Here is a 26,734-nt window from a genome sequence, read left to right on the forward strand (position 1 = left end):
CTTAGGCGTTATTGACATACTCATTTTTAAATTATATATTTGAAATTAAGACAGAAGTAATTTTTTACATAGTTGTCTTTCTAAAATATCATAGAAAGCTAATTTACAGAAAAAGTCTCACACTCTCAAAATTACTGACGAATTAATAAGAGAAGTATATTAAAACTCGATGTTTAATACACTTCTCTCTATTTGCCATTTAGAACTAGTCAATTCCACCAACTTTACATATTAGTCCACATTCTTCCACTAGTTCTTTAAGCTTATTTATTTCTTCTTTAGTAGGTGGTTGTAAACCCTTCATTATATAATCATGTCCTAAGTACTCATACTTATTTTCACCAAGACGATGGTATGGTAGAAGATGTAATTCTTTAACACTTTTAAGGCTAGTTGCAAAATTAGCTGTAGCTCTTATATTATTTTCATCGCTATTAACTCCTGGAATAATAGGTACTCTTATTATTAACTGAACTCCAAACTGAGCTATTAATTTTGCATTCTGTAAGATTAATTCATTAGGCTTTCCTGTATACTCTAAATGTTTATTTGCATCCATGTGCTTAATATCAAGCATAACTAAATCAAGCCAAGGTAGCATCCTTTCTAAAACACTTTGAGATGTAAATGCTGCGGTTTCAATAGCTGTGTGCCAACCATTTTGTTTGCATCCTTTTAGTAATTCTTCAGCAAACTCAGGTTGAGCTGTTACTTCTCCTCCTGATAAAGTAATTCCACCACCAGATCGTCTATAATATATGTTATCCTTTTTCAATTCTAGTAACAATTCCTTTACAGTTCTCGTGTTTCCTGCTAAATTCAAAGCTCCAGCATAACAATTCTCAACACACTTACCACACTTAACACATTTATTCTGATCAACTCTAGAAGGAAGGTTGAAATCTATTGCTCCATTACTGCAAACTTCATAGCATTTTTTACATCCTATACATTTGCTTGGAATAAACATTACTTGTGGCTCCATACACTGAGATTCTGGGTTACTACACCAACGACAAGATAACGGGCAGCCTTTAAAAAAGACTATTGTACGAATTCCTGGTCCATCATGAACAGAAAATCTCTGTATATCAAAAATAATTCCTTTTTTATCTAAATTCACTTGATAATTCAACATAACTTTTCCTCCTATAAAAAGCTGCTCTATAAAAAACTTTACAACTAACTCTCTTTTACTAATTTAAAAATGAGGAAGTAGTAAAAACTCTTCCTCAAAATATATGAAACCAAACTAACTAAAAAGTATGTTCTGTTCTTTTTATAATATCATCCTGAATTGACTTATCTAAAGAAGTAAAGTGAGCACTATATCCGGCTACACGTACTACCAGATTTCTATAATTTTCAGGATTCTTTTGAGCATCTAAAAGCGTTTCTCTACTTACTACATTAAATTGTACATGTAATCCTTTTTCATCGAAAAAGGTTCTTACTAGAGAAGATAAATTCTGTAAACCAGTCTGACCTTCTAAAGCAGATGGATGAAACTTTTGATTAAATAATGTACCATTTGAAGCTTTACAATGGTCTATTTTCGCAACAGAATTAGCAGCTGCAGTTGGTCCCATTGCATCTCTTCCTGAAACTGGTGATACACCATCTGCTAGTGGTTCCCCAGCTTTTCTTCCATCTGGTGTTGCTCCTGTCTGTGATCCCATTGGAACATTTGCAGAAACAGGATAAAGTCCTGGTTGGAATTGACCATTACGTGGATTAGTGTATTTTTCAACTTCATTACAGTAAATTAATGCGGCTTCTCGTGCTAAATCATCAACCTCATCTATATCATTACCAAACTTAGGTGCTCTATTTAATAGCATCTGGCGAATACTCTCTTTATTTCCATAACTACCTAAGTTAATATCTTTACCCGGTTCCAATCCTTCTAATGAGGTTTTCTTTTCTTCTGATAATAATTTTTCAATAACTTTCAATATAGTTTCAGGTGTTAATCCTTTCATATCACCCACTTCATTTATGCTATTAGCAAGTTCAGACATTGGGCTTTTCTTACATTCACCAAAATTAGTATCTAACGCATTCTTTAAATCCTGTAAAGTTATCTTCTTATCTTCAAAAACAAGTTTCTTAATAGCTTCTAACGAGTCTGCTGCATTTGCAACTCCTACTCCTTGTGGACCCGTAAAGTTGTAATGCGCTCCTCCTTCTTGTAATGATTTTCCTCTAGCTATACAATCGTCTGCCATTGAAGATAAGAATGGTAATGGCGCTCTCTCTCCGTGTGCTAAATCTACACTGTTATCTGCATTAACCAAGAGTTTAACAAAGTATTCCATCTGTAATTTGTACGCATCAAATAGTTTCTCAAATGATGTAAAAGAAGTGAAGTCTCCAGTTCTTAATCCTATCTGTTTTCCATTATCCATACCATTATTTATAGTTATCTCTAATACCTTTACAATATTAAAAAATGCAGCATCATGCCATCCTTCAGTCTTTCCACCTTTTTGAGGTTCTACGCACCCAATAATACCATAATCTCTAGCATCTTCTAATGTAAGACCTCTACTTGTCAAAGAAGGGATGATAACTTCATCATTATAGTAAGCTGGCATACCTAATCCTAAACGAGTTACTTCAGCAGCTTTTAATAATAACTCATCTGGAGTTTTGTTCCAAGCTCTTATTGAAATTGACGGTTGTGGTAACTTGGTATGTGCAGTAGCTTCAAGACACATAAATGAAAGTTCATTTGTAGCATCTCTTCCATCAATAGTTTGCCCACCTACAATTAAGTTCTGGAACATTGGATACCCACCAAATGCTTTTGTTGATCCTTCATCACGAACTTTATTAACATCATTAAACTTAACCCATAGGCAATCTAAAAGTTCTTGAGCTTTTTCTTGTGTAATAAGTCCGTTTGATATATCCTTTTTAAAATAAGGATACATATATTGATCAAAACGCATAGGTGATATTGAATGTCCATTAGATTCTATCTGAATAATAGATTGTACAAACCAAAATGATTGTAGAGCCTCATAAAACGTTCTAGCTGGTCTTTCAGGTACCCACTGACAATTTTCAGCTATTTGCATTAACTCTTCACGTCTTCGTGAATCCAATGATTGACTTGCTAAATTTCTAGCTAATTCAGCAAAACGTCTAGCAAACTTAATAACAGCTTTTGAAGTTATGATTACAGCTGTTAAAAACTGATCCTTCTTTATGTAATCTGGATCTGCTTTATCTGCTTTAGCCTTTTCACTTTCTGCATCTTCAATTATACCGTTAAATCCTTTAGATAATACTTTTGCATAATCTACAGAAATATGACCTATACCATTGAAGTAATAATTTCCAACAGTAAATACTCCTGCTTCCATTGCTTCCTTCGTTTCTGAAAACATATACTCTGTTGCAAGCTCATTTGTTGTTTTTCCATCCCAATATTTGAATACTTCTCTAAGCTGTGATTTTACATCTTCACTAATAAGAAATACATCACCAGTTCTTTTTGCAAGAGTATCAAATTCCTCCAAAAGCCACTTATTTGAAAATTCCGGAAATATTGAAGCCGCTCTAGGTTTTTTAGTTAAATTTCCTACAATAAGTTCTTCATCACGAATAACTATATCCATTTCATTTAGTATTTTTTCTAAAGCTTTAGCTCTTCTAATAATCATAGGATAAGCTTCAGTTTCCTTAAAAGATTCCGTTATTAAAACTGCTCTTTGCGCTTCGATTTCAGGAGTTACCGAGTATAAATCGTTAGTTAATTTTTCTATTCTTTTACTTTGATTTGCAGTATAAAGTTTGTTTAAAACATCATTCAATTAAACAACCCCCTTAATTAATTTTATATAACTTTTATTAATCATTTTCATAGTTACATTTTATTCTTAAAGTTCCTATCTTTTTTTGATTATTTCGACCTGTTTTTGTATTATATAGATTTGAATATGATGTATTATTTTGATATATAAAAAATTTACACAACAATATTCCTCTACTTACAGTAGAGGAGTTTTAAATTAATAACTTTAATTCTGCAAAATAGAAATCTAAATTATATAGTTTCTAACTAAAAAATAAAACACATACTGTATAAATACTATGTATGAACCATCATTGTATTTATACAGTATGTGTTTTACTTATGAAAATTAAATATCTTTACAATGAAGACTTTATTTTTCATAGCAATTTACTATTTCTCCATAATAAACTGTATGATAATCTCCATCAGGATAACAATTTGAATCTACTTCTTTTGTCAAAAGTTCTTTTTTCATATCCTGTTTATATATAATCTTGCATTCATAATACATATCACATCCTGCTATCACTGGACTATCTACACTTCTACCTGAATTAAGCTTTAAATTACACACCTTGAATTTATCTATATTCCTACCAGATTTAGTTCCACATATTGCAAGAGCTTTTTTTATATCACTGCTAAAAGGAACACTTACTGTAAAATTGCCGCTATTTTCTATAAATTCCTTGGTATATCTTGATTGCCTCACAAGTACAGTGAACACAGGTTTCCTCCACACAAAACCTATATTTCCCCATCCTATTGTCATAGTATTCACTTTTCCATTATATTTACTTGTAAGAAAGGCTCCTTCTTTACTTAATTGCTTGATTACTTCAGCCGAATTATTTGTAAAATCCATAATCTACACCTCTTTATCATACTCTTTTTTTCTATTTTTAAAATATACTATTTTTAAATTACACCTTCTGGCAATTTCTACTGCTTCTCTAAAATTACTTCCCATAGACTCTAAATTATGGGCATCAGACCCTACTGTTATGTATTTTCCTCCTAATTCATTAAATCTTTTATATATTGCTATTATATTTTTTACTGAACCCTGATTTTTAAGCCTTCTAGTATTTAACTCCAAGCACTTTTCTTTATCTATAAGTACTTTAAATATCTCATCTATGATATCTGGAAAATCACTGTAGTATAATTCTTTATCCTCAAATTTAGCATATCTAGCTATATAGTCAATGTGACCCAGACTATCTATAAACTCAAATTGTTTTAAATTCTCTAGCATATCTTGCAAATATTTAAAATAGGCCTCTTTTTTACTTTTACCCTCATAATAATCTGGATAATAGAGATCTAAATTCTCCACTAAATGTATAGATCCAATTACATAATCAAAAGAATTATCCTTTATTAACTTTCTGCTTTCTTCTAAACAATCCTCCTTCATTCCAAGCTCTATGCCAAGAAGTAGATTATCATTTCTATATTTTAAATACTTGTTTAAATATTCATCTACGTCAAAACAAAACAGACCTTCTTTTGGAAAATTGATATCCATATGTTCTGTTATTATAAAAGATATACTTTTTTCTTTTGCAGATTTTATAGCTTCTTCTATTTTCATATCAGAATCCGTAGAAAAATTAGTATGTACGTGTGTATCAAACAATATGTAACCCTCCTTCAAACTTTAGTTAGAAATTGTATACATATAACCACAATAGGGATAGTAACCATTGAAATTATAGTAGTTATAAAAACGCTTCTAGCTGCCAATTTGCTATCTGCTCCATACTGCTGTGCAAGCACAGAAGCTAGAACAGCTGATGGCATTGCTTCAATTACAGCACATATTTGAATCATAAAACTGTCTGCCTTCATAAGTTTTAAGAGTAAAATAGTAACTAGAGGAACTAATATCAATCTCATAAATGAAGTATAATATACCTGGAATCCCGAAAAGATATCTTTGAGTTTCACTCCTGCCAACATAGTTCCTACTATAATCATAGAAAGCGGTGTAGTCATGGAACCTACACTACTCAACGTTGTATCTACAACATATGGAAGCTTTATAGAAAATACAAACATTAAAAACCCAACAATAGTTGAAATTATAACTGGATTAGAAATTACATTCTTTATATTTTTAATATCATTTTTACCTGTATATATGGCAATTCCTACACTAAACATAAATATGTTGAGAGGTATATTAAAAATCGCTCCATAAAAAATTCCCACCTTGCCAAAAAGTCCCTCTAATACTGGATATCCCATAAATCCACTGTTAGAAAATATAATAATAAATCTCATTACTTTCTTTACTTTGTCTTCATATTTATAAGCACAAACTTTACTCAACAATATAATTACTATATGAATAATAATTGAATACAAAAATATACTTTCTGCATTAGCAATCATCTTTTCTGAATATCTATAGTTAAAGGAAGTAATGAGAAGTGACGGAAGAGTTATATTAACTAAAAAACTCGATAGACTTTTTTCTCCTTCTTCAGTTATTATATTTTTCTTTTTTGCAAAGACTCCTATAAGCATCATAAGTGATAAAATTATTACCTGGTTTATTACTCTGACGATCAAAATTTTCCCCCTAATTAGGCATTTAAAAGAAATCTACCAACACATCCTCATAACAATACCCTAACAATTATTTCTTTAAAAATACCTTACGCTGCCCCTAGATTTAAGTACATTAATATTAATCTTCCTCCATGTCAGCATACATTCCCATATCTGCATACTTTGAAATTAAATCCGACATTTTTTTTATAACCTCATCAGTGTCGTCTTTTAATATATTAATTGCAAATTCCATATTTTGAGATAAAAATTGATATATATTCAATACTATATAATCCCTTATACGACAATACAGATAATCTTCTTCCATACATGTCAATCTTTCATTTATGTTTTTTATGGAACTATATCTCTCTAGAAACTCTAAATCATCTTTATCTGGTTCATCTCCATTTTTAAAAACCGCTTTTCCATTTAATACTTCTGTCTCACATTTCTTTTCCATATTTGAAATTGTTTCACTTATTTCTGATGTAGAAGGCATATCCTGTTTTTTACCCCAAGAATGTAGAGTATCTAGTTCTTCCTTCCAGAGTCTTTTTATACTCAAAATATCAGCCTTTAATTCTAAAAAATATTTGTTGTCATCATTTATAGAATCCTTCTTTGCCTTTAAAACATTGTACACACTAGCATGCCAATAATTTCTGGCCTGAAGTACAGGTTTTGCAGCTACTTCTACCAGTTCATCTAACAAGGTGATTTTATCCATTTATATTCCTCCTTTAAAAGCCATATTTATATTATAATCCATTAGAATAAAAATTTGAATGTAATTCGTGTAAAATATTGTTTCTATGCCCTACTATCTGCCAAATTAAAAATTACATCAAATATTATATAACCAGAAGAATATTCTGCCTTTATTTTTCCACCTTGAATTTCCACTATACTTTTAGCAATAGCAAGTCCAAGCCCACTTCCTCCTGTATTGGAAGACCTTGATTTATCCACTCTATAAAACCTATCAAATAACTTATTAACTTCTTCTTTACTTACAGGCTCACACTTATTTTTTATAGAGATTACTGCAGTGCCTTTTTCTTCTTTTAATAAAACTTCTACATCTCCCGGTTTTATACTATATCTTATAGCATTTATAAATAAATTTTCAAATACTCTTGCAGTTTTATTCGGATCTAAATAAACAAGAAATTTGCGTTTTGGAAAGCTTCTTGTAATAGTTACCCCTGTCTCTTCACAAATCGGAACCAATTCTTCTACAAGCTGCTCTAGCAATCCATTTAAGGATATAATCTGCCTATTTAAATTAACTGCATTATTGGTAAGTTTAGTATATTCAAACAGATCATTTATTAATTCTTCTAGCTTTTCAGCTTTATTGTAAGCAATATTAATATATTGTTTCATTTGTGTTTCATCCTCATATCTTTTATCTTTAATAAGCGCTAAATATCCTTTAATAGAAGTAAGTGGTGTTCTTAAATCATGAGATACATTCGTTATGAGTTCATTTTTTATTCTCTCCTCTTCCCTTTCAACTTTCATTTTATTATTTAGTTCTTCTGCCATGAAATTTATATTATTTGACAACAAAGCCAATTCATCTCTTCCCTGACTCTTTATTCTATAATCTAAATTTCCCCTTGATATTTCTATAAGTCCAGAAGATATATTTTCTATATATTTCATTTTTTTATTAGTTATAAAATAAAACATGGTTAGAAATGATATAAAAGATACAATGGTCCCGGGAATGGGATTGTATCTTTTTTCATAAATTATTTCATATTGTGGCATACCCTTAATGACTAAATAGGCTTTTCCATCACTAAAATTTATAGGATAAAAGCTGATATATTCTCTATTTCTACTTATTTCATTACCTTTATTAGTTCCATATATGTTTTGAATATTTTTCATCATTTCAAGAGAATTTTTTATAGAATTTTTTATAGTAGTATATACATCTATTTGCGTTTCATCTGCATTATTTGATTTGTACAAAACCTTTCCGTTTAAATCCGTAATCATTATCTTTTCCAAATCCGAGGTGTCATTACAACTATCTATAATTTTTTGTATTTTATCCTTATCATCTATACTTATACTTTTGCTCTTTATTTCATCCCCTATTAAATTGCCATTTACAGACATCCTATCTATACCCTTACTATAATCTATCCTAGCAGTGATATTCCTATTTTGTAAAAAAACGCCTGCTACTTTTCCAAGTGCAGCAGACGTGACAAAACAGAGGGCAAATACAACTATAAGCTCCAGCCTTATACTGTTTTTCATTTTACTCAAGCTAGATTCTAAAGATATTTTAAAATCATTTTTCAACTTTATATCCCACCCCCCAAATGGTCTTTATAAAACGAGGTCTTCTAGGATTTTCCTCTATCTTTTCTCTTATTTTTCTTATATGTACCATTACAGTATTATCAGATTCAAAAAAATCCTGTTTCCATACAGATTCATAAATTTTCTCTATACTAAACACTACACCCCTATTTGAAGATAAAAGTTCTAAAATTTCAAATTCCCTTGGAGTGAGCTTTATATCCTTATTACCAACTTTTACTTGATGATTTTTAGTGTTTATCACTAAGTCGTCTACTTCAATTACTTCCTGGTCAACTTTTTTAGGTATATTTAGTCTTTTATATCTTCTCAGCTGAGATTTTACCCTAGCTACAAGTTCCAGAGGATTAAAAGGTTTTACTACATAGTCATCCGCTCCAGTAGTAAGACCTAATATTTTGTCTAAATCTTGGCTTTTAGCTGACAACATTATTATAGGCATATTTTTACTTTTTCTCATTCTCATACAAACTTCAATTCCATCCATTTGGGGCATCATTACATCTAAAATTACTAAATCGACTTCATTATCATTTGAAATCTGCAAAGCTTCTAAACCGTTGGAAGCCTTTAATACTTTGTACCCTTCATTTACTAAATATATCTCAACTAAGTCTCTAATTTCTTTTTCATCGTCAACCACCAACACAATTTCTTTTTCCATATTAGTCCCCTTTCCAAAATGAAACCAGCAACAAACCTATAGATTATCTCTGCCAATAGTATAGCAAAGATCGCATCTAAAATCACATGCTGTTTTACAAATTGGGTAGATACTATTACAGATATGCCTATAAAATTCATAGCAAATTTTATAAAAGGTTTTTTATCTAATTTTCTTGATGCCATCATTATTATATAACTTGCAAGCACATGTATACTTGGAAAACAATTAAAAGGTTTATCCCAGCTATAGGTAAATCTTACAGCACGGGAAAAAATATCATTTCCACTAACAACAGGTCTTGGTACCATGGTCTGAAAGAAAAAATAGATTATATAACATGTAATCATACCTATAACCATAGTTATTACGCATTTATAATAGCTATTTCTATAATTAAAGCACAGATATACTAGCGATATAAACATAAACGGAAACCACATCCAATATGCAATTATAAATTGTTTTATAAATGGAATGGCCATATCCAAACTAGTAACTAAACTATGACATCCTCTAATTGTATTATTTAGTAAACCATAAGACACATTTATCGCAGGTATAATTAGTAGCAAACTCAATGGTAGTAAATTTAACTTTAAACGCTTCAATGCAACACCAACTCTCAAATTTGAATACCTAACTTTCTAAAATTATTATATAACATTCTATACTTATTATTATAGAAAAAATTTCTTAATATTTGTTAACTAAATTCTTAAAAATTTCTTAAGTTATATAACTATTTAGCATTTACCTCCTAATGAAAAAAAGTAAACTGCACTCTTTACATTCAAGCACAGCTTACTTTTATAAATTTTCTAACTTAAAAATCAACGTATGCGTAGAAATATTTTACAATAAGCAAGTACATTTAAATATTTTGTGTATACGTCTTAGTAGAAAATTTATAAAAAAACTTAGGACTTTTGAATTGTCTGAGGTACGAGTTTTCAAAGGTCCTTAGGTTTTTGTAAATTTTCTAATTAGACGTATCAAAATATTTAACGTACTTGTGGCTGTAAAAATATTCGCAGCATACGTTGATTTTTCGTTTAGAAACTCTATACTAGTGTATTCCTTCTATGATTTTTCTTTCAGGCTTTTTATTGCATATTTTCTGTCTTCTTTTACCAAGCTCTTCTGATAAGTCGTCTAAAGTTATATTTTGATTTGACATTAAAACTAAAAGGTGATATATCAAATCACATATTTCATAAACTTCCTCTTTTTTATCATTGTTTTTGCTTGCAATTATAACTTCTGCACTTTCTTCCCCTACCTTTTTTAATATCTTATCTATTCCTTCTTTAAATAAGTAACTGGTATAAGAACCTTCTATAGGATCTACTTTCCTCTCCTCTATAACTTTACTTAATTGCTCCAATATACTTTGAAATTCCATAAAAATATTCCCCCTTCAATTTAATATAATTTTCTATAAAAACAGCTCCTGTTTCCTGTGTGACAAGCTGCTCCTATTTGCTCAACTTTTATTAAAATTGTATCATAATCGCAGTCCACACTTATACTTTTTACATTTTGATAATGACCTGATGTAGCTCCCTTGTTCCAAAGCTCATTTCGAGATCTACTAAAGAACCAGGTCTTTCCTGTTTCCAGCGTTCTTTTTAACGACTCCTCATTCATATACGCCATCATAAGTACTTCTCCGTTTTGAAAGTCCTGGACAATTGTAGGTACAAGTCCCTTCCCTTTTTTAAAATCTATGTTCTTCAAAATTTCTCTTTCCATATTTTCACCTTTGTTCATATTTTTATACCCGCACCGGTATATCCTTAGTTTTTAAATATTGTTTAACTTCTCCTACAGTAAGCTCTCCATAATGGAAAAGTGAAGCTGCAAGTGCTGCATCTGCTCCTGCATCATTAAATACATCATAGAAGTCGTTTAAAGAACCGCATCCTCCTGAAGCTATTACTGGAATATTTACCAGATTAGTTACAGTTCTTGTAAGTTCTATATCATATCCATTTTTAGTACCATCTGCATCCATACTAGTTAAAAGTATTTCACCTGCACCTAAACTTTCTGCCTTTTTAATCCACTTTAATGCATCTATTCCTGTATTTTTTCTTCCGCCTTCTACAAATACATCCCAACCATCTCCTGAATCCCTTTTTTTAGCATCCACTGCAACTACTACACATTGTGATCCAAATTTGTCTGCTGCCTCATATATTAAGTTAGAATTCCTTATAGCAGAAGAATTTATTGATATTTTATCTGCACCTGCCCTAAGTATATTTTTAAAATCATCTATCTGAGATATTCCACCACCTACTGTAAGTGGTATGAACACTTTTTCTGCAGTTCTTTCTACTAAATCAATTATGGTTTTTCTCTTTTCATGGGTAGCTGTAATATCCAAAAATACTATTTCATCTGCTCCTTGTCTATTATAGTGTTCAGCTATTTCAACAGGATCTCCTACATCTTGTAGGTCAACAAAGTTTATTCCTTTAACAACCTTTCCCATATTCACATCTAAACATGGAACTATTCTTTTTGTAAGCAAAATCTTAGCTCCTCTCTATCTCATCTATTATTTCTTTAATTTTATCTATAAAAAATTTCATATCTTCATCTGATCCTATACTTACCCTTAAGTAATTGTCTATTCTATCCTTGTTAAAATATCTTACAAGAACTCCTTTTTCCCTTAACTTTATAAAAAGTTCTTTTGCAGCATATTTTGCATGGCTTATAAAAATGAAATTGGATTTTGAAGGTATGATATTAAAGTCCATTTTTTCTAATTTATTTACAGTTGTTTCTCTGGTATTTATTACTTTACTAACACATTTTTCAAAATAATCCTGGTCTTCAAAAGCTGCTATTGCTGCTGCATTTGAAACTCTGTCTACAGTATAGGAATTGAATGAATTTTTTATTCTATTCAGTCCATTTATAAGTTCTTCTTGTCCAAGTGCAAATCCCACACGAATTCCAGCTAAAGAACGTGATTTAGATAATGTCTGTACTACCAAAAGATTAGCATAGTTTTTTATAAGACCTACTACAGAGTTTCCTCCAAAATCCACATAAGCTTCATCAATTATGACTACTTTATTTTGATTATATTTTAAAATTTCTTCAATTTTTTTGGTTTCAAGACATCTTCCTGTAGGTGCATTTGGATTGGGAATTACTATTCCTCCGTTTTCAGTTAGAAACTCCTTAAATGGAATTGAAAAATCTTCATTTAATTTTGCAAGCTTATAATTTAGATTATATAAATTAGCATAAACAGGATAAAAACTGTAACTTATATCCGGAAAAATTATAGTTTCATCCTTATTAAAAAAAGTTAGAAAAGACATAGCCAGAACTTCATCAGATCCATTTCCTATAAAAATTTGATTTTTATTTAAGCCATAATATTTGGAAATAACGTCCCTTAACTTATCGCAATCTGGATCTGGGTACAACCTCAAGTCTTCATCTGCAGCATTTTTTATTGCCTCAATTACCTTAGGGGACGGTGGATAAGGACTTTCATTTGTATTCAATTTAACATATTTTTTATCCTTAGGCTGTTCACCACACACATAAGGTTCTACACTTTTTGTGATTTCGCTCCAATACTTACTCATGATTCATTCCACCTTCTACTGTAATTTTTTATTTGCAAATTTCTATGGCTTCTTTTAAATCTATGTTTCCAGAATATATAGCTTTGCCTGTAATAGCACCGTAAATATCCATTTTACTTATATCCTTCAAATCGTCTATATTTTTTATTCCGCCAGAAGCTATTATCCTGCAGCTTACACTGTTTTGAATTTTAAAGAGTTGATCTAAATTAGGTCCCTTTAGCGTTCCGTCTTTACTTATGTCTGTAAAAATGATAGTTTTGACTCCTATGTCCTCCATTCGTTTTGCAAAATCTATGTAATGGACACTGCTTACATTAAGCCATCCATTTACTGCAACTTTCTCATTTTTTGCATCTATTCCCACTGCTATTTTTTCTCCATATTTTTTTAGTGCTTCTTTTGCAAAATCAGGATTTTTTAAAGCTGCAGTTCCAAGTATTACTCTTGATATTCCTATTTCTATAAGCATATCTATGGTTTTTATATCTCTTATACCTCCACCAAGTTCTACTGGAATCTTAATGGCGTCTATTACCTTTGATATGACTTCTATATTTTTTATTTTTCCATCAAGTGCCCCATCTAAATCCACCATATGAATATACTCTGCACCGCTTTTTTTAAAGCTCAGTGCTACCTTTACCGGGTCTTCTCCTACTATCTCCGATTTTTCAAATTTTCCTTGATACAATCTAACACATTTTCCATTTCTTAAATCTATCGCTGGAAGTATCAACATATAAAAGCCCCCTTAAATTATCCAATTAAGCTGTTATCTTTACAAAATTTTTGAGCATTTCAATACCTACGTCACCACTTTTTTCTGGATGGAACTGAGCTCCATAAACATTATCTTTACTTACAACAGCTGGTATATTTATTTCTCCATAAGTGCTATAGGCATTTAAATTTTCTTTAAATTTTAATTCTCCATAAAATGAATGCACAAAGTATACATAGCTATTTTTAGGTACATCCTCTAAAATTTTACACTGTTTATCTATTACTAAATTATTCCACCCCATATGTGGTATCTTTATATCCCCATATAACTTTGTTATTTTTCCTGGTATCAGACCTAATCCTTCACACTCTTCTATTTCTTCTCCTATGTCAAATAAAAGCTGCATTCCAAGGCATATTCCCATAAAAGGCTTTCCTCTTCCTGCTTCCTTTTTTAGCACTTTATCTAAATTTCTCTTTTTCAAATTCTTCATAGCCTCGGGAAATGCACCTACCCCAGGAAGTATAATTGCTTCACTTTTTTCTATTTCACGCTGATCTGAAGTTATTTTACTATCTGTTCCTATATATTTAAGTGCTTTTTGAACACTCTTTAAATTTCCCATACCATAATCTACAATGGAAATCAATTTTACACACCCCTTTCTTCAATGCACAATGCACAATTATGGATAATTTTCGTAACATAGTGAAGAAAAATCTCCATCAACTTTCTACTCACTATTAATTATTAATTCCTAATTTTTAACTATTTATATAGTTCCTTTCGTAGACATTATTCCATTTATACTTCTATCTATACATACTGCCTCTTTAAGTGCATGACCAAATGCCTTAAATATTCCTTCTATCATATGGTGTGTATTTTTTCCGTAGATTACTTTTATATGAAGTGTCATTTCTGCATTAAAAGCAACTGCCCTAAAAAATTCTTCTACCAATTCCGTATCCATTTCTCCTACCTTTTCAGTTTTAAAATCAGCATCAAATACTAAATAAGGTCTGCCACTCAAATCTATAGATACCATCGAAAGACTCTCATCCATTGGTATAAAAAATGTTCCATATCTTTTTATATTTTTTTTATCTCCCAAGGAATCTTTTATACATTTCCCCATGACAATTCCTATATCCTCCATGGTATGATGAAAGTCCACATCAAGATCACCTTTTGCAGCTATATCAAGATCTGTCATCCCATGTTTTGCTATCATGCACAACATATGATTAAAAAAGCCTATTCCCGTATCTATATTGTACTTTCCACTACCATCTAAATTTATTTTTACCTTCACATCAGTTTCATAGGTCTTTCTAGAAAGTTCTCCTATCCTCAAACAAAACACCTTCTTTTAATGAAATATTTACTATTTAGTTCTAACTTTTATTGAATTTGCATGAGCTGTAAGCCCTTCTGTTTCTGCTAACTTTATAATTTTGTCTCCTATTTTTGAAAGAGCCTTCCTGGAATAACGAGTAAAACTTGATTTTTTTATAAAATCATCTACAGAAAGTGGAGAAAAAAACCTAGCTGTTCCGCTTGTCGGAAGTATATGATTTGGTCCTGCCATATAATCCCCAAGAGGTTCCGGTGCAAAATCACCCATAAATATGGAACCTGCATTTTTTATATCTCCAAGTATAGAAAAAGGATCCTCAACACATAATTCCAGATGTTCTGGAGCTATTTCGTTTGCCACATCTATGCCTTCTTCTATGCTGTCTACTATAATTATGGCTCCGCGATCTTTCAGAGATTTTAGTATTATATCCTTTCTTTCCAAAGATTGTACTTGTCTTTCAAGTTCCAGTTTCACTTCTACTACCAATTCTTTCGAAGTTGTAACAAGTACTGCAGATGCAAGTACATCATGTTCTGCTTGTGACATCAAGTCTGCTGCCACATATTTTGCTTTTGCCCTCTCATCTGCAATTATAAGTATTTCACTTGGCCCTGCTATCATATCTATATCTACCTGGCCATATACGCTCTTTTTTGCCATAGCTACAAATATATTCCCAGGTCCCACTATTTTATCCACTTTAGAAATACTTTCTGTTCCAAAAGCCAGCGCTCCTACAGCTTGTGCTCCTCCCGCCTTATATATTTCATCTACTCCAGCTATATCAGCAGCTACTAAAATATTAGGATTTATACTTCCATCTTCTGAAGGTGGAGTTACCATTTGCAAATTTTTAACCCCTGCTACTTTTGCAGGAATTGCATTCATTAAAACTGAGGATGGATATGCAGCTGTTCCCCCTGGTACATATATTCCTACATTCTCCAGTGCTCTAATTTGCTGTCCAAGTACTACTCCTTCTTCTTTTGTAATTATCCAGGAGGTTTTCTTCTGCTTTTCATGGAAAAATTTTATGTTTTCCGCTGCAGTTTTTAATGCATCTATAAACTCATCTTCTACAAACTCATAAGCCTTTTTTATTTCTTCTTGTGTCACTTTTATATTGCTTTTAGTAACTTCTTTACTATCAAATAAATTTGTATATTTTAGAAGAGCCTCATCTCCATTTTTCTTTATATCTTCAAGTATTTTAGAAACTTTTAAAGTTACATCTTCCTGTATACTCTCTTCTATATTTCTAAAATTTTTTAAATATTTGCTTCCTTCTTCCGTATCTAAATATACTGTCTTTACAATTTTATCTTCCATGAATTTTCCTCCTAATTTGTCAATATGTCTCCTACCCTTATCTGCATTTGAATTCTATTTATTATGTGCTCTATTTCATTTTTCTTCATCTTCATACTAGCTACATTTACTACCATTCTGGCACTTATGTCACATATATTTTCATAAACTACAAGTCCGTTTTCTTTTAAAGTAGTTCCAGTTTCTACTATATCAACTATGGCATCTGCTAGTCCCAGTATAGGAGCCAATTCCACAGAACCTTCTATTTTTATGATCTCCACATCCTGTCCCAATTTTCTAAAATAATTTCTAGCTACGTTGGGATATTTTGTAGCAATCTTTTTTCTATTATACCCGGAATAAAAATTAGAATTTTTAGGTCCTGCTACAGAAAATTTACACTTTCCAAAACCCAAATCCAGTACCTCATAAAAATCTTTATTTTGTTCCAGTAAAGTATCTTTTCCAACTATGCCAACATCAACTACTCCATGTTCTACATAAGTAAGTACATCAGGAGCCTTCACAAGCACAAAATCTATATTGTCTTCTTCATTGTGAAATATAAGCTTTCTTCCTTTATTTATAACTTCACTACAATCTATACCTGACTTTTGAAATATATTTACAGCTTCTTTTTCAATTCTGCCCTTAGTTAAAGCTATTTTTACCCTCTTCATATTTGACATATCAATTCTACGCTCCTATATTTTTGTGAATTCCATATTTTTTTTCTCTGCATATTTTCTTGCTTCACTTTCATCTCTAAAAGGACTTAACTCTGTAACTATACCCTGATTTCTTAAGCTTTCAGCCTTTTCATAAGCTTTTCCAAAACTTTCTCCCCCATAATATACAAGAACCTTAGTATTTTTTTCACAACACAACTGTCCATTTTCTTCAAGTGAAGTGATTATTCCATCTACATCCATGGCAAATCCTGTAGCAGGCTGACTATCTCCAAATTGAGCTATCAAATTGTCATATCTTCCTCCACTTAATATATTTCCTCCAAATCCATGAGTATAACCTCTAAATATTATGCCAGTATAATAATCTATGTTGTGTACCATTCCTAAATCAAGAGCTAGATATTTTTCAAAACCAATACTTTTTACAATCTCATACACCTTTTTTATACTTTCTAAAGCCTTCAATGCTCTCTTGTTATCTTCCATAAGATGAGAGGCTCTTTCAATTACCTCCATCCCTCCAAATAACTTAGGAAGTTCTTCCAAAGACTTTAAAGAGCTTTCTTCAAATTTATCTTTGTTTTCAAGAAGTATGTTATTTAAAGCAGTAAAATTTTTATTATTTATACTCTTTCTAAGTTTCTCTCTTTCTTCATAATCCAAATTTACACCATCTACTAGTGCTTTAAATAATTCTGCATGTCCAAGTTCTATTTTAAAATTCTCAAGTCCACAGCTTAAAAGTGCCTTTATTCCTGTTACTATAACTTCAGCGTCTCCTCCGATACCTTCTATGCCTATTATTTCAATACCAGATTGAGTTATCTCACTATTTTTTCCATTTAAACTTTCGCTGACTCTATACACATTGGAAGTATAACAAAGTCTTAGAGGATGAACTACTTCCTTCAATTTTGTACCTGCGATTCTAGCAATAGGGGTAGTCATATCTGCCCTCAAAGCTAAAATTCTTCCCTGGTTATCAATCAATTTATATATTTTTTCCTGCGGTAAAGTTGCATTTTCCCCATTAAACACATCATAGAATTCTAATGTTGGTGACTTTACTTCCATAAATCCACTTTGTATATAGATTTTTTTTAATATATTTTCTATCTTCACTTTTTCCGCACATTCATTAAACAAAATATCCTTTGTTCCCTCAGGTATATATTTTTTCCAATTAGTCACAAGTATCACTTCCTTATTTTATTACAGTATCGCTTTAATTCGATGTAGTGATAAATTAAACGTTATTGATATAATAACAGTTAATTTATAAAATTTCAATATGTTTTGCAAAAAAAAATTGCTACTGAATTTAAATACAGTAGTAATTTCTTATATTTACCATATTCATTTAATCAATACAATCATCTTTTATTTCCCAAAAAACAAAGTGAAAGCATTCCGCTGCCGCAGTGAGTAGCCATACCCATACCCAACGTGTTTATGATAAATTTATTATTTGGAAATTCTCTCTCTATTATATTTTTTAAAAGCTTGGCGTCTTCTATACAATTTCCATGAGATATACCTATAACCTGATTTTTATCATCTAAGGCTCTTTCTCTAAATCTTTCTACCAGGTATTTTATAGCTTTTTTTCTTCCCCTAACATTGGTTACATTTTTAAGTTCTCCTTGATTTTCAATATATATAATAGGCTTTACATCCAAAAGAGTACCTATGACAGCTTTAGATGAAGATATTCTGCCACCTCTCTTTAAATGCTTTAAATCCTCTACCACAAACCAATAATTCATCTTTAGCCTATTATTGTTTACCCAATTTACAATCTCATCTTTACTTAAACCTTGCTGTGCCATTTTACAAGCATAGTATACTAAAATTCCAAGTCCAATAGAAGAACCTTTACTATCTATCAATGTTATATCTGCATCTTCAAATTCGCTTAAAATTGCATCCTTTGCTAGTTTTGAGCTGTTAAAAGTTCCACTTATTCCAGATGACATTCCTATGTATATGATAGGTCTTTTCTGTTTCAGCAATTCTCTAAATTTTTCAGTAAACCTGTATTCATTTATCTGTGATGTATATGGCATTTCTCCATTTTCAAGGCCCTTATAAAATTCCTCATAGCTTAAGGATTTACCAAAATCATCCTCATAATCTTTGCTTTTAAAGTGACACATCAACCCCAAAAATGGTATATTATTTTTTTCCATAAAACTTCCTGGCAAATCACAGGATGCATCCGTCATGATTATAGGTACTGTCACCAACATCTCCCCCAATATAATATGTTATTTACATTATAGTCCTTTTACATATGTTTCCATATAATATTATATCAAAAATACAGTATATTGACCACACTAACATATGTGAATTTGCCAGTTATAGAATTTCTTTAAAGTTAAAGGCTATATTTTAATATAGTGTTTAAGTATAATCTAAAAATTAATAGAAACTACTTTCTATATTCCTTCAGCTTTTTCAATCTCATCAAATAGCTCTTTTACTAATTCTTTACCGATTTCATTTTTGTATTTATCAACAACAGGTTTGACAGCATCCTTAATTTTAACCATTTCATCCCGACTTATAGAATCAACTTTCATTCCTCTGGATTTTAACTCCGATAAACATCTGTCAACTCTCTTTCTATTAGCCTCTGTAGTATAAAGTGCTCCTTCTTTAGCACATTCTATAATGATTTTTTTGTCGTTTTCCGGAACCGTATCCCACAATTTTTTTGAATACATAAGTACGAATGGTGAATATACATGATGGGTCAATGTCAAGTATTTTTGAACCTCGTCAAATCTATCACCGTAAATTGCCGTAACAGGATTCTCTTGTCCATCTATTTCCTTTTTACGCATTGCATTATATAATTTTGCATAAGGAAGTGGTACAGGTTCTGCACCTAAATACTTCCATGTATCAATATGCAAATCATTTTCCATTGTCCTGATTCTTAAACCTTTAATATCTTCTAACTTTGTTATGGGACGTACAGAATTGGTAGTATCCCTGAAACCATTTTCAGCAAATGCAAGTCCATAAAATCCATACTCCTCAAGCATATCTAATAACTTTCTTGCAAAAGTACCATTAAGTACTTTGTCTGCTATATGCTCATTTTTGAATATAAAAGGAAAATCAAATATCATAAATCTCTTGTCAAAGCAAGCCAATGTTGAAAACGACGGATATGTCATTTCAAGAGTACCTTTACCTAACATCTCTATCATATCCATACCTGTTCCAAGTTGTGCACTATGGTAAATCTTAAGTTTATATCGGCCATTGGTATGTTTTTCCAGTTCATGTCCAAATCTCTCCATACCGGCATAACATATAGAATTGTTCGTCATTTCAAAGCCGACTCTGAGAGTTCTCACATTTGAAAACTTAAATTTGAAAAGTGCCTGCTCCAAATTGCCGGCCATATTTGAAAGTTTCTTTGCATTTCCAGCTATTGAAGCGACTGATTTAGAAATTTGTTCACTATTTTCAGATACAGTTTGCGTGGAAGCTGAAGATTCTTCCGCAATAGCAGCTACATTATGCACTGTAGACATCAAATCATTGGTAGCTTTTGATTGATTATTCGCATGAGTAACCACTTGCTGTAGTTTTTCCCTTGATTTTTCAATGCTGCTTATAATACTTTCAAAATTACACTTTGCTTTATTTATAGTATCTACACCCGAGACAGTACTTTTACTCATAATTTCAAATGCCTTAACTACTTGTGACGTATCTAAAAGCATGCCTTCTATTATTTTATTTATTCTTTTTGCTGCCTGCTGTGACTGATTGGATAATTGGCGAACTTCCTCAGCTACAACTGCAAATCCCTTGCCGTGTTCTCCCGCTCTTGCTGCCTCAATCGCAGCATTTAACGCCAACAAATTAGTTTGATCTGAAATGCTATTTATTAGATCAACAATTCCACTTACCTCAGTTGATTTACCTTTTAATTCATTACCAAGTTTTGTATTATTGTCGGTAACACTGGATATATCATTTATTACTGATACTGATTTTTCAATTAACATTTGTCCTTCTTTTGCCGATTGAAGAACATTTCGCGTACTTTCAAGTACTTTTTTCGACTCTTCTGCAGTATTCTCGGCCAGTTCAAAAACTTGACTATTCTTATTTGCAGCTTCAACTGCCATCCCACCAGTTTCTTGAGACCCTGCAGCAATTTCAGATATTGTGGCTGAAATTACTTTTATGCCGCGGTTTGTTTCATCAGATACTGATGCAAATTCCACACTTTTTTTAGACATTTCTTCTGCCTCATCGTTGATCAAACTCAACAGGTTACGTAAATTTTCAAGCATAATATTAATTGAATTTCCTATCATACCCAGCTCATCATTTGACCTGGACTCAATCGCAACCGTCAAATCTCCTCCTTTTATATTTGAAACTTGTTTACAGACATTCTTTAGAGATTTAGCAATACGATGTAATTTAATGAAACTGATAAAGTACAGAACCAAAACAAAAAATGCAATAATTATATTACACAAATTAAAATCAAAGATAATCATGCGAATCAACAATACAATTAGTAATATAACTGATATTGCTGAAAAAATTTTTAAGTAATTTTTTTGCATAAGACATCAACACCCCGAATCATTTATATATAATTATTAACTATTATTGTAAATTATATTTATTAAAAGTCGATTTATGTCTTAACATGTACTGTCAGCAACACCCCTAACATATTTACAAAATAAATATGTTAGGGGTGATAAATACCTATAATTTATTATAGGAAATTATTATTCTATTTACCTTCCTTTGCTTCTTTCACTGCCTGTACAAATTTCTTTGCAGTTTCAGTTACCAATTCATAGTCACCTGTTTTAGCGCCTTTTGTCAAATCTCCACCCGTTCCTACAGCTATAGCTCCTGATTTTATCCATTCCTTTACATTACCTAAATTCACTCCACCTGTAGGCATGAAATTACCCTGTGGAATAGGTCCTTTAAAAGCTTTAATTATTTGAGGTCCGAAAACACTTCCCGGAAAGATCTTTATTATTTCCGCTCCTGCTTCCAAACCTTCAACTGCCTCTTTTACAGTCATGGCACCAGGCATTACTAAAATACGATATCTATTGCATAACTTAATAACATCTGCATTAAAGCTTGGACTAACTATATATTTTGCTCCTGCAAGTATACAAGCCCTTGCAGTTTCTGCATCAAGTACGGTTCCAGCACCTATCACTACATCTTCATTTTTATAATGCTCAGCAAGTTCTTTTATTATGTCTATTGCACCCGGCACAGTCATTGTAATTTCAAGCATCTTGATGCCACCTTTTTTTACAGCATCAACTATTTTGAGTCCCTGTTCTTTCGAATCTGCTCTTATTACTGCTACAACTCCTTGCTGCGCCAGTTTCATTATTGTCCTAACCCTATTCATTGTCTAATTCCCCTTTATAATCTTTATTTTATATTTTCAATAATATTGTTTGCTGCCATAATTCCCATATTGTCAACTGCCTCAAAGGTTGATGCTGCACAATGTGAACCTACAACTATATTGTTCAAATCAAGTAGTTCTTTATTTTTAGGTGGCTCCTGTTCAAAAACATCTATACCTGCACCCCAAATTCTATTATTTTTCAATGCATCATATAGTGCATTTTCATCTATTAATCCACCTCTCGCAGTATTTACTATCACCGCATTTTCTTTCATCATGTTTAACTCTTTTTCTCCAATTATATATTTGGTTTCTTTAGTAAGTGGAAGATGAATACTAATAAAATCAGCTTCCTTTAATATTTTTTCAATAGTTACGTACTGTACATTATTTCTAGAAGCAAAATTCATATCTTTGTACACGTCATAAGCTAAAACTTTCATGTCAAAACCCTTAGCTCTCTTTGCGACTCCTTTACCTATATTTCCAAGTCCAATTAATCCAAGTGTTTTTCCATACATGCCAATACTTGTAACTTTACTCCAATCAAGTTTTCTGCAGCCTCTGTCTATCGTTACAATTTTTCTTGCAACTGAAATCATAAGTGCAAATGCATAATCAGCAACTGCATCTGAATTTGCTCCTTTTGTTATAGTTATAGTTATATTGTTGTTTTTTGCATAATTAAGATCAATATTATCAGTTCCAACACCATATTTTGATATTACTTTCAATTTTTTTGCATGTTTTAAAACTTCAGCATTTAATGGATCTACTCCTATAATAATCCCATCTACATCCGCAACTTCTTTAATCATTTCATCTTGAGTCAAAATTCTCCCATATGGATTTACAACAAGTTCAAATCCTCTTTGCTTAAGTAATTCAAAAGGCTTCTTACTATGCTTACCAAATGACCTTGGCGTAATTAATATCTTTCCCATATTTACTACCTCTTTTCCAATACTTACACAATTAAAATAATTGTTTTCCCAAAATAGCTGTATAGTAATTTAAAAATCTTTTATACATATCCTTGTAGACTTCAACATTTTTACTATTTGGTTTTATCACTTTAACAGGTTTCATCTTAGGTATGGGATCCTTCAAACTTTTTATGTCTCCCACAGCCACCATTCCGGTATACGCTGCTCCAAAAACAGAAGCTTCTGTTATTCCTGCAACTGCTATTTCTTTATTAAAAATATCTGCCTGAATTTGCAACCATATATCTGAATTTGCATATCCGCCATTTGCAATTATCTGCTGGACATTACCATCAATTTTTTCTATCATCCTGTATATTGAATACATATTATAAATAACGCCTTCCATAGATGCTCTTATAATATGTCTTTTATCATGCATAAACCTTAATCCAACTAATGACCCAGTTGCATCTGCATTCCAACCAGGTGCTCTCTCTCCTGTTATAAATGGTAAAAAGGTCAATCCATTGCTCCCAGGATCTATCTGTGAAGCATAGTAATCAAAAAGGTGATAAATATTATCATATTTAGCTTCAGAAGCTTCTTTTTCAAACTGCTGTCTAAATTGGTTTCTAAAATACTTGAGAACTATTCCTCCATTATTTATTGCTCCACCGGCTACCCATGTATCTTTAGTAAAACAGTAACACCACGTCCTCTGTTCTTCATCAAAAAGTGGTTTATTTACAGCAATCCTCAAAGCTCCACTGGTGCCAATTGTACATGACATTGATGTATCATCAAAGCCCCCGCATCCTATATTTGCCATTATTCCATCGCCTGATCCTATTACTAACGGCGTATCAATTTTTATTCCCATTTGCCGTGCATATTCACTTTTAATGCCTGGCACTACATAGGTGCATTCCTTGACTTCACCAAATCTATCTGAATCTATTTGCAATATATTTTTTAAAATATATTCATCCCACTGAAAATTATTTATATTCAGACAACCCATTGCTGAAGCATCCGTAACATCAATTACAAATTTACCACTCAGTTTAAAAATAATATATTCTTTGATAGTGACAAATTTATAAGTATTTTTAAAAACTTGCGGCATTTTATTTTTAACCCATAGTATATTGCTCAGAGGATACATTGGATGTTGTACCCTGCAGCCAGTTTTTCTGTACAATTTATTGCAATCATAATTTTTTTCTATAAATCTTGCTTCATCTATAGACCTTGTATCACCCCATGTAATAACGTTTGTAAGATTATTTCCATTTCTATCTACTGCAAGAAAGCTGTGCATCTGAGAACTCATACCAATAGATCTTATATCATTAAATGATAAATTGCATTTATCAATAGAATTCTTAACTACTTCTATAAGTGATTTAAATACAACATCAGGATCGAGTTCTAACATTCCTCGTTCAGTACAAATAGTCGGATATTCTTTATAATCAAAACCTATTTGATTACCTTTTATATCAAATACATTTGATCTTATCCCACTAGTTCCAATATCGATTCCCAAATAAACCCTTTCACTCAAGTTACTACACCTTCTTAATTTTATAAAATTCTATATCTTACTGAATTAAATATGATATTTTAAACCGATTCTAATTGATATAACCTATCTTTAAATTAAATAAGAATCATTGGAATAAACATAAGAATTATCTATTTCTAGAATTCTACGGATTGTCCTATTTTATCCGACAACCATATTTAATAGTAAAACACCTATCAAACCACAAACCGAAAGGATTGTTTCCGCTACTGACCACGTTTTCAAAGTCTCAGGAACCGTTAACCCAAAGTATTCCTTAACCATCCAGAATCCAGCATCATTCAAGTGTGAGCAAAACAAGCTTCCTGCTCCAGTTGCAAGAACCATAAGTTCAGGGCTTGCATGTGTTGCTGTTATAATCGGTAATACCATTCCTGCTGCAGTCATTCCAGCAACCGTAGCTGATCCTACTGCAAGCCTTATTACAACAGCTATGAGCCATGCCATAAGTATTGGTGAAATAGTACTTCCACTCATTAAAACCTTTATATAACCAGCTACACCACTATCTATTAGTATCTGTTTAAATGCTCCACCACCTGCTATTACAAACATTATTACAGCTATAGTCTTTACTGATTCCTCGGAAGTTTTCATAATATCAGTTATCTTCCTGCCCCTAGCTAAACCAAAAGTATATATTGCAATTAATACTGACAATAAAAGTGCAATTGTTGGTTCTCCAATAAAACCAGTAAATTTAGCAAAAACAGTATCTTTAAGTGAAGTAAGCTTTACAATAGCATTCAATGCCATGAAAATTACTGGAGTTAAAGCTGTAAATACACTTATTCCAAAACCAGGCATGTCCTCTTCTTTAAATATCTTTGCAGTAAACAAACCTTTTGGCAAATCGCTTACTTTTTTATCACATTTTATAAACTTCGTAAAAAGAGGACCGGCAATTATTACTGTTGGTATTGCCACAATAATACCATATATAAGAGTCTTACCCAGATCTGCCTTGTAAACACTAGCTATAGCTGTTGGTCCAGGATGCGGCGGTAAAAATCCATGAGTAACAGAAAGTGCTATTGCCATAGGAATTCCTACATAAAGAACAGGAAGATCAGCTTCTAATGCTACAGTAAATACCAATGGTATCAGCAAAACGAAACCAACTTCATAAAACATTGCAAGACCAACTATAAAACCAGTTAATACAACAGCAGCTTGTATTCTTTTCTTGCCAAACTTATTTATAAGTGTCATTGCTATTCTTTGTGCTCCACCACAATCAGTCATGAGTTTTCCAAGTATAGCACCAAATCCCAGTAATAATGCAAGACTACCTAATGTAGATCCAACTCCCTTCTCAATTGAAGTAGCTACCGTTGGTAAAGGCATTCCTTCCATTATACCAACAGCAATTGAAACAACTATCAATGAAATGATTGCATTTACTTTAAATTTCATCATAAGAATTAGCAATAATAATATTCCTAAGGCAACTATTAATAAAGGCATAATTCAACTCCCCTTTTGCATAATATTTTTCTTTTAAACCGTTTACACAATTTTTAAATATATAATGCTTGTCTATACAATGTTGTCTTTGATCCTTAATTCAATAACTTGATTTAAAACATAGATCATCCTCCTTAAAAAAATTTTTTTCATAATCACTTTAAATATACGTTTACATATAAAATACATGAAGAATATTTCTTTTATAAACAGTATATCATTCATATATTTT

25 protein-coding genes are annotated in these 26,734 nt (G+C 31.5%); all 25 read right to left on the reverse strand.

What is annotated here, in order from left to right; genetic code table 11:
* Nucleotides 1-205: 205 nt before the first annotated feature.
* Nucleotides 206-1,138, reverse strand: a complete 933-nt coding sequence (locus CLCOS_RS20305) for a glycyl-radical enzyme activating protein (RefSeq protein ID WP_063601644.1) — start codon at nucleotides 1,136-1,138, stop codon at nucleotides 206-208.
* A 118-nt stretch (nucleotides 1,139-1,256) separates the two neighbouring features.
* On the reverse strand, nucleotides 1,257-3,821 hold the full coding sequence (locus CLCOS_RS20310; RefSeq protein WP_063601643.1) for a glycyl radical protein: 2,565 nt from the start codon (nucleotides 3,819-3,821) through the stop codon (nucleotides 1,257-1,259).
* Nucleotides 3,822-4,175: 354 nt separating this feature from the next.
* Nucleotides 4,176-4,670: a flavin reductase family protein gene (locus CLCOS_RS20315; protein ID WP_063601642.1), complete on the reverse strand. Its 495-nt coding sequence runs from the start codon at nucleotides 4,668-4,670 to the stop codon at nucleotides 4,176-4,178.
* A 3-nt stretch (nucleotides 4,671-4,673) separates the two neighbouring features.
* Nucleotides 4,674-5,447, reverse strand: a complete 774-nt coding sequence (locus CLCOS_RS20320; RefSeq protein ID WP_063601641.1) for a histidinol phosphate phosphatase — start codon at nucleotides 5,445-5,447, stop codon at nucleotides 4,674-4,676.
* 14 nt (nucleotides 5,448-5,461) lie between these two features.
* The gene (locus CLCOS_RS20325; protein ID WP_082853573.1) at nucleotides 5,462-6,385 is read right to left on the reverse strand and encodes an AEC family transporter; all 924 of its coding nucleotides are present in this window, start codon (nucleotides 6,383-6,385) and stop codon (nucleotides 5,462-5,464) included.
* 118 nt (nucleotides 6,386-6,503) lie between these two features.
* On the reverse strand, nucleotides 6,504-7,097 hold the full coding sequence (locus tag CLCOS_RS20330; protein ID WP_063601640.1) for a hypothetical protein: 594 nt from the start codon (nucleotides 7,095-7,097) through the stop codon (nucleotides 6,504-6,506).
* 83 nt (nucleotides 7,098-7,180) lie between these two features.
* Nucleotides 7,181-8,692: a sensor histidine kinase gene (locus CLCOS_RS20335; RefSeq protein WP_063601639.1), complete on the reverse strand. Its 1,512-nt coding sequence runs from the start codon at nucleotides 8,690-8,692 to the stop codon at nucleotides 7,181-7,183.
* Nucleotides 8,682-9,377: a response regulator transcription factor gene (locus CLCOS_RS20340; RefSeq protein ID WP_063601638.1), complete on the reverse strand. Its 696-nt coding sequence runs from the start codon at nucleotides 9,375-9,377 to the stop codon at nucleotides 8,682-8,684. The genes CLCOS_RS20335 and CLCOS_RS20340 overlap by 11 nt, the downstream gene beginning before the upstream one ends.
* On the reverse strand, nucleotides 9,323-9,952 hold the full coding sequence (locus CLCOS_RS20345; protein WP_242866942.1) for a phosphatase PAP2 family protein: 630 nt from the start codon (nucleotides 9,950-9,952) through the stop codon (nucleotides 9,323-9,325). Before CLCOS_RS20345 ends, CLCOS_RS20340 begins: the two co-directional genes overlap by 55 nt.
* A gap of 494 nt (nucleotides 9,953-10,446) precedes the next feature.
* Nucleotides 10,447-10,782 (reverse strand): phosphoribosyl-ATP diphosphatase, encoded by a 336-nt coding sequence (hisE, locus tag CLCOS_RS20350; protein ID WP_063601637.1) that lies wholly within the window; start codon nucleotides 10,780-10,782, stop codon nucleotides 10,447-10,449.
* 20 nt (nucleotides 10,783-10,802) lie between these two features.
* Entirely contained in the window at nucleotides 10,803-11,132 is a 330-nt protein-coding gene (hisI, locus tag CLCOS_RS20355; RefSeq protein WP_063601649.1) for a phosphoribosyl-AMP cyclohydrolase, read from the reverse strand.
* Nucleotides 11,133-11,154: 22 nt separating this feature from the next.
* Nucleotides 11,155-11,916 carry an imidazole glycerol phosphate synthase subunit HisF gene (hisF, locus tag CLCOS_RS20360; protein WP_063601636.1) on the reverse strand — a complete coding sequence of 254 codons (762 nt, stop codon included), beginning with the start codon at nucleotides 11,914-11,916 and terminating at the stop codon, nucleotides 11,155-11,157.
* Between the two features lie 4 nt (nucleotides 11,917-11,920).
* The gene (hisC, locus tag CLCOS_RS20365) at nucleotides 11,921-12,994 is read right to left on the reverse strand and encodes a histidinol-phosphate transaminase (RefSeq protein ID WP_063601635.1); all 1,074 of its coding nucleotides are present in this window, start codon (nucleotides 12,992-12,994) and stop codon (nucleotides 11,921-11,923) included.
* Between the two features lie 28 nt (nucleotides 12,995-13,022).
* Nucleotides 13,023-13,736 (reverse strand): 1-(5-phosphoribosyl)-5-[(5-phosphoribosylamino)methylideneamino]imidazole-4-carboxamide isomerase, encoded by a 714-nt coding sequence (gene hisA, locus CLCOS_RS20370; protein WP_063601634.1) that lies wholly within the window; start codon nucleotides 13,734-13,736, stop codon nucleotides 13,023-13,025.
* A 25-nt stretch (nucleotides 13,737-13,761) separates the two neighbouring features.
* Complete coding sequence (gene hisH / locus CLCOS_RS20375; protein WP_013237835.1) at nucleotides 13,762-14,370, reverse strand: imidazole glycerol phosphate synthase subunit HisH; 609 nt, start codon at nucleotides 14,368-14,370, stop codon at nucleotides 13,762-13,764.
* 123 nt (nucleotides 14,371-14,493) lie between these two features.
* Nucleotides 14,494-15,078, reverse strand: a complete 585-nt coding sequence (hisB, locus tag CLCOS_RS20380; protein ID WP_013237834.1) for an imidazoleglycerol-phosphate dehydratase HisB — start codon at nucleotides 15,076-15,078, stop codon at nucleotides 14,494-14,496.
* Nucleotides 15,079-15,108: 30 nt separating this feature from the next.
* A complete protein-coding gene (gene hisD, locus CLCOS_RS20385) occupies nucleotides 15,109-16,413 on the reverse strand; it encodes a histidinol dehydrogenase (RefSeq protein WP_013237833.1) in 1,305 nt (434 codons plus the stop codon).
* 11 nt (nucleotides 16,414-16,424) lie between these two features.
* A complete protein-coding gene (gene hisG, locus CLCOS_RS20390; RefSeq protein ID WP_063601633.1) occupies nucleotides 16,425-17,084 on the reverse strand; it encodes an ATP phosphoribosyltransferase in 660 nt (219 codons plus the stop codon).
* Between the two features lie 15 nt (nucleotides 17,085-17,099).
* A complete protein-coding gene (locus CLCOS_RS20395; protein WP_013237831.1) occupies nucleotides 17,100-18,278 on the reverse strand; it encodes an ATP phosphoribosyltransferase regulatory subunit in 1,179 nt (392 codons plus the stop codon).
* A 182-nt stretch (nucleotides 18,279-18,460) separates the two neighbouring features.
* Entirely contained in the window at nucleotides 18,461-19,336 is an 876-nt protein-coding gene (locus tag CLCOS_RS20400; protein WP_029702440.1) for a DegV family protein, read from the reverse strand.
* 192 nt (nucleotides 19,337-19,528) lie between these two features.
* A complete protein-coding gene (locus CLCOS_RS20405; protein ID WP_063601632.1) occupies nucleotides 19,529-21,691 on the reverse strand; it encodes a DctP family TRAP transporter solute-binding subunit in 2,163 nt (720 codons plus the stop codon).
* Between the two features lie 176 nt (nucleotides 21,692-21,867).
* Entirely contained in the window at nucleotides 21,868-22,515 is a 648-nt protein-coding gene (locus tag CLCOS_RS20410) for a bifunctional 4-hydroxy-2-oxoglutarate aldolase/2-dehydro-3-deoxy-phosphogluconate aldolase (RefSeq protein WP_023163072.1), read from the reverse strand.
* A gap of 23 nt (nucleotides 22,516-22,538) precedes the next feature.
* Nucleotides 22,539-23,462: a phosphoglycerate dehydrogenase gene (locus CLCOS_RS20415; protein WP_013237827.1), complete on the reverse strand. Its 924-nt coding sequence runs from the start codon at nucleotides 23,460-23,462 to the stop codon at nucleotides 22,539-22,541.
* Between the two features lie 31 nt (nucleotides 23,463-23,493).
* Nucleotides 23,494-25,014 carry a gluconokinase gene (locus CLCOS_RS20420; RefSeq protein WP_013237826.1) on the reverse strand — a complete coding sequence of 507 codons (1,521 nt, stop codon included), beginning with the start codon at nucleotides 25,012-25,014 and terminating at the stop codon, nucleotides 23,494-23,496.
* A 162-nt stretch (nucleotides 25,015-25,176) separates the two neighbouring features.
* Nucleotides 25,177-26,502: a gluconate:H+ symporter gene (locus CLCOS_RS20425; RefSeq protein WP_013237825.1), complete on the reverse strand. Its 1,326-nt coding sequence runs from the start codon at nucleotides 26,500-26,502 to the stop codon at nucleotides 25,177-25,179.
* Nucleotides 26,503-26,734: the final 232 nt, after the last annotated feature.

It is taken from the genome of Clostridium coskatii (genome assembly GCF_001675205.1).
Classification (GTDB): Bacteria; Bacillota; Clostridia; order Clostridiales; family Clostridiaceae; genus Clostridium_B; species Clostridium_B ljungdahlii.

Coding starts and splice junctions, on each gene's coding strand:
- CLCOS_RS20305 (WP_063601644.1), bottom strand. CDS start 1,138: ATGTTGAATTATCAAGTGAATTTAGATAAAAAAGGAATTATTTTTGAT.
- CLCOS_RS20315 (WP_063601642.1), bottom strand. CDS start 4,670: ATGGATTTTACAAATAATTCGGCTGAAGTAATCAAGCAATTAAGTAAA.
- CLCOS_RS20330 (WP_063601640.1), bottom strand. CDS start 7,097: ATGGATAAAATCACCTTGTTAGATGAACTGGTAGAAGTAGCTGCAAAA.
- CLCOS_RS20340 (WP_063601638.1), bottom strand. CDS start 9,377: ATGGAAAAAGAAATTGTGTTGGTGGTTGACGATGAAAAAGAAATTAGA.
- hisE (WP_063601637.1), bottom strand. CDS start 10,782: ATGGAATTTCAAAGTATATTGGAGCAATTAAGTAAAGTTATAGAGGAG.
- hisI (WP_063601649.1), bottom strand. CDS start 11,132: ATGGAAAGAGAAATTTTGAAGAACATAGATTTTAAAAAAGGGAAGGGA.
- hisC (WP_063601635.1), bottom strand. CDS start 12,994: ATGAGTAAGTATTGGAGCGAAATCACAAAAAGTGTAGAACCTTATGTG.
- hisA (WP_063601634.1), bottom strand. CDS start 13,736: ATGTTGATACTTCCAGCGATAGATTTAAGAAATGGAAAATGTGTTAGA.
- hisD (WP_013237833.1), bottom strand. CDS start 16,413: ATGGAAGATAAAATTGTAAAGACAGTATATTTAGATACGGAAGAAGGA.
- hisG (WP_063601633.1), bottom strand. CDS start 17,084: ATGTCAAATATGAAGAGGGTAAAAATAGCTTTAACTAAGGGCAGAATT.
- CLCOS_RS20400 (WP_029702440.1), bottom strand. CDS start 19,336: ATGTTGGTGACAGTACCTATAATCATGACGGATGCATCCTGTGATTTG.
- CLCOS_RS20405 (WP_063601632.1), bottom strand. CDS start 21,691: ATGCAAAAAAATTACTTAAAAATTTTTTCAGCAATATCAGTTATATTA.
- CLCOS_RS20410 (WP_023163072.1), bottom strand. CDS start 22,515: ATGAATAGGGTTAGGACAATAATGAAACTGGCGCAGCAAGGAGTTGTA.
- CLCOS_RS20415 (WP_013237827.1), bottom strand. CDS start 23,462: ATGGGAAAGATATTAATTACGCCAAGGTCATTTGGTAAGCATAGTAAG.
- CLCOS_RS20425 (WP_013237825.1), bottom strand. CDS start 26,502: ATGCCTTTATTAATAGTTGCCTTAGGAATATTATTATTGCTAATTCTT.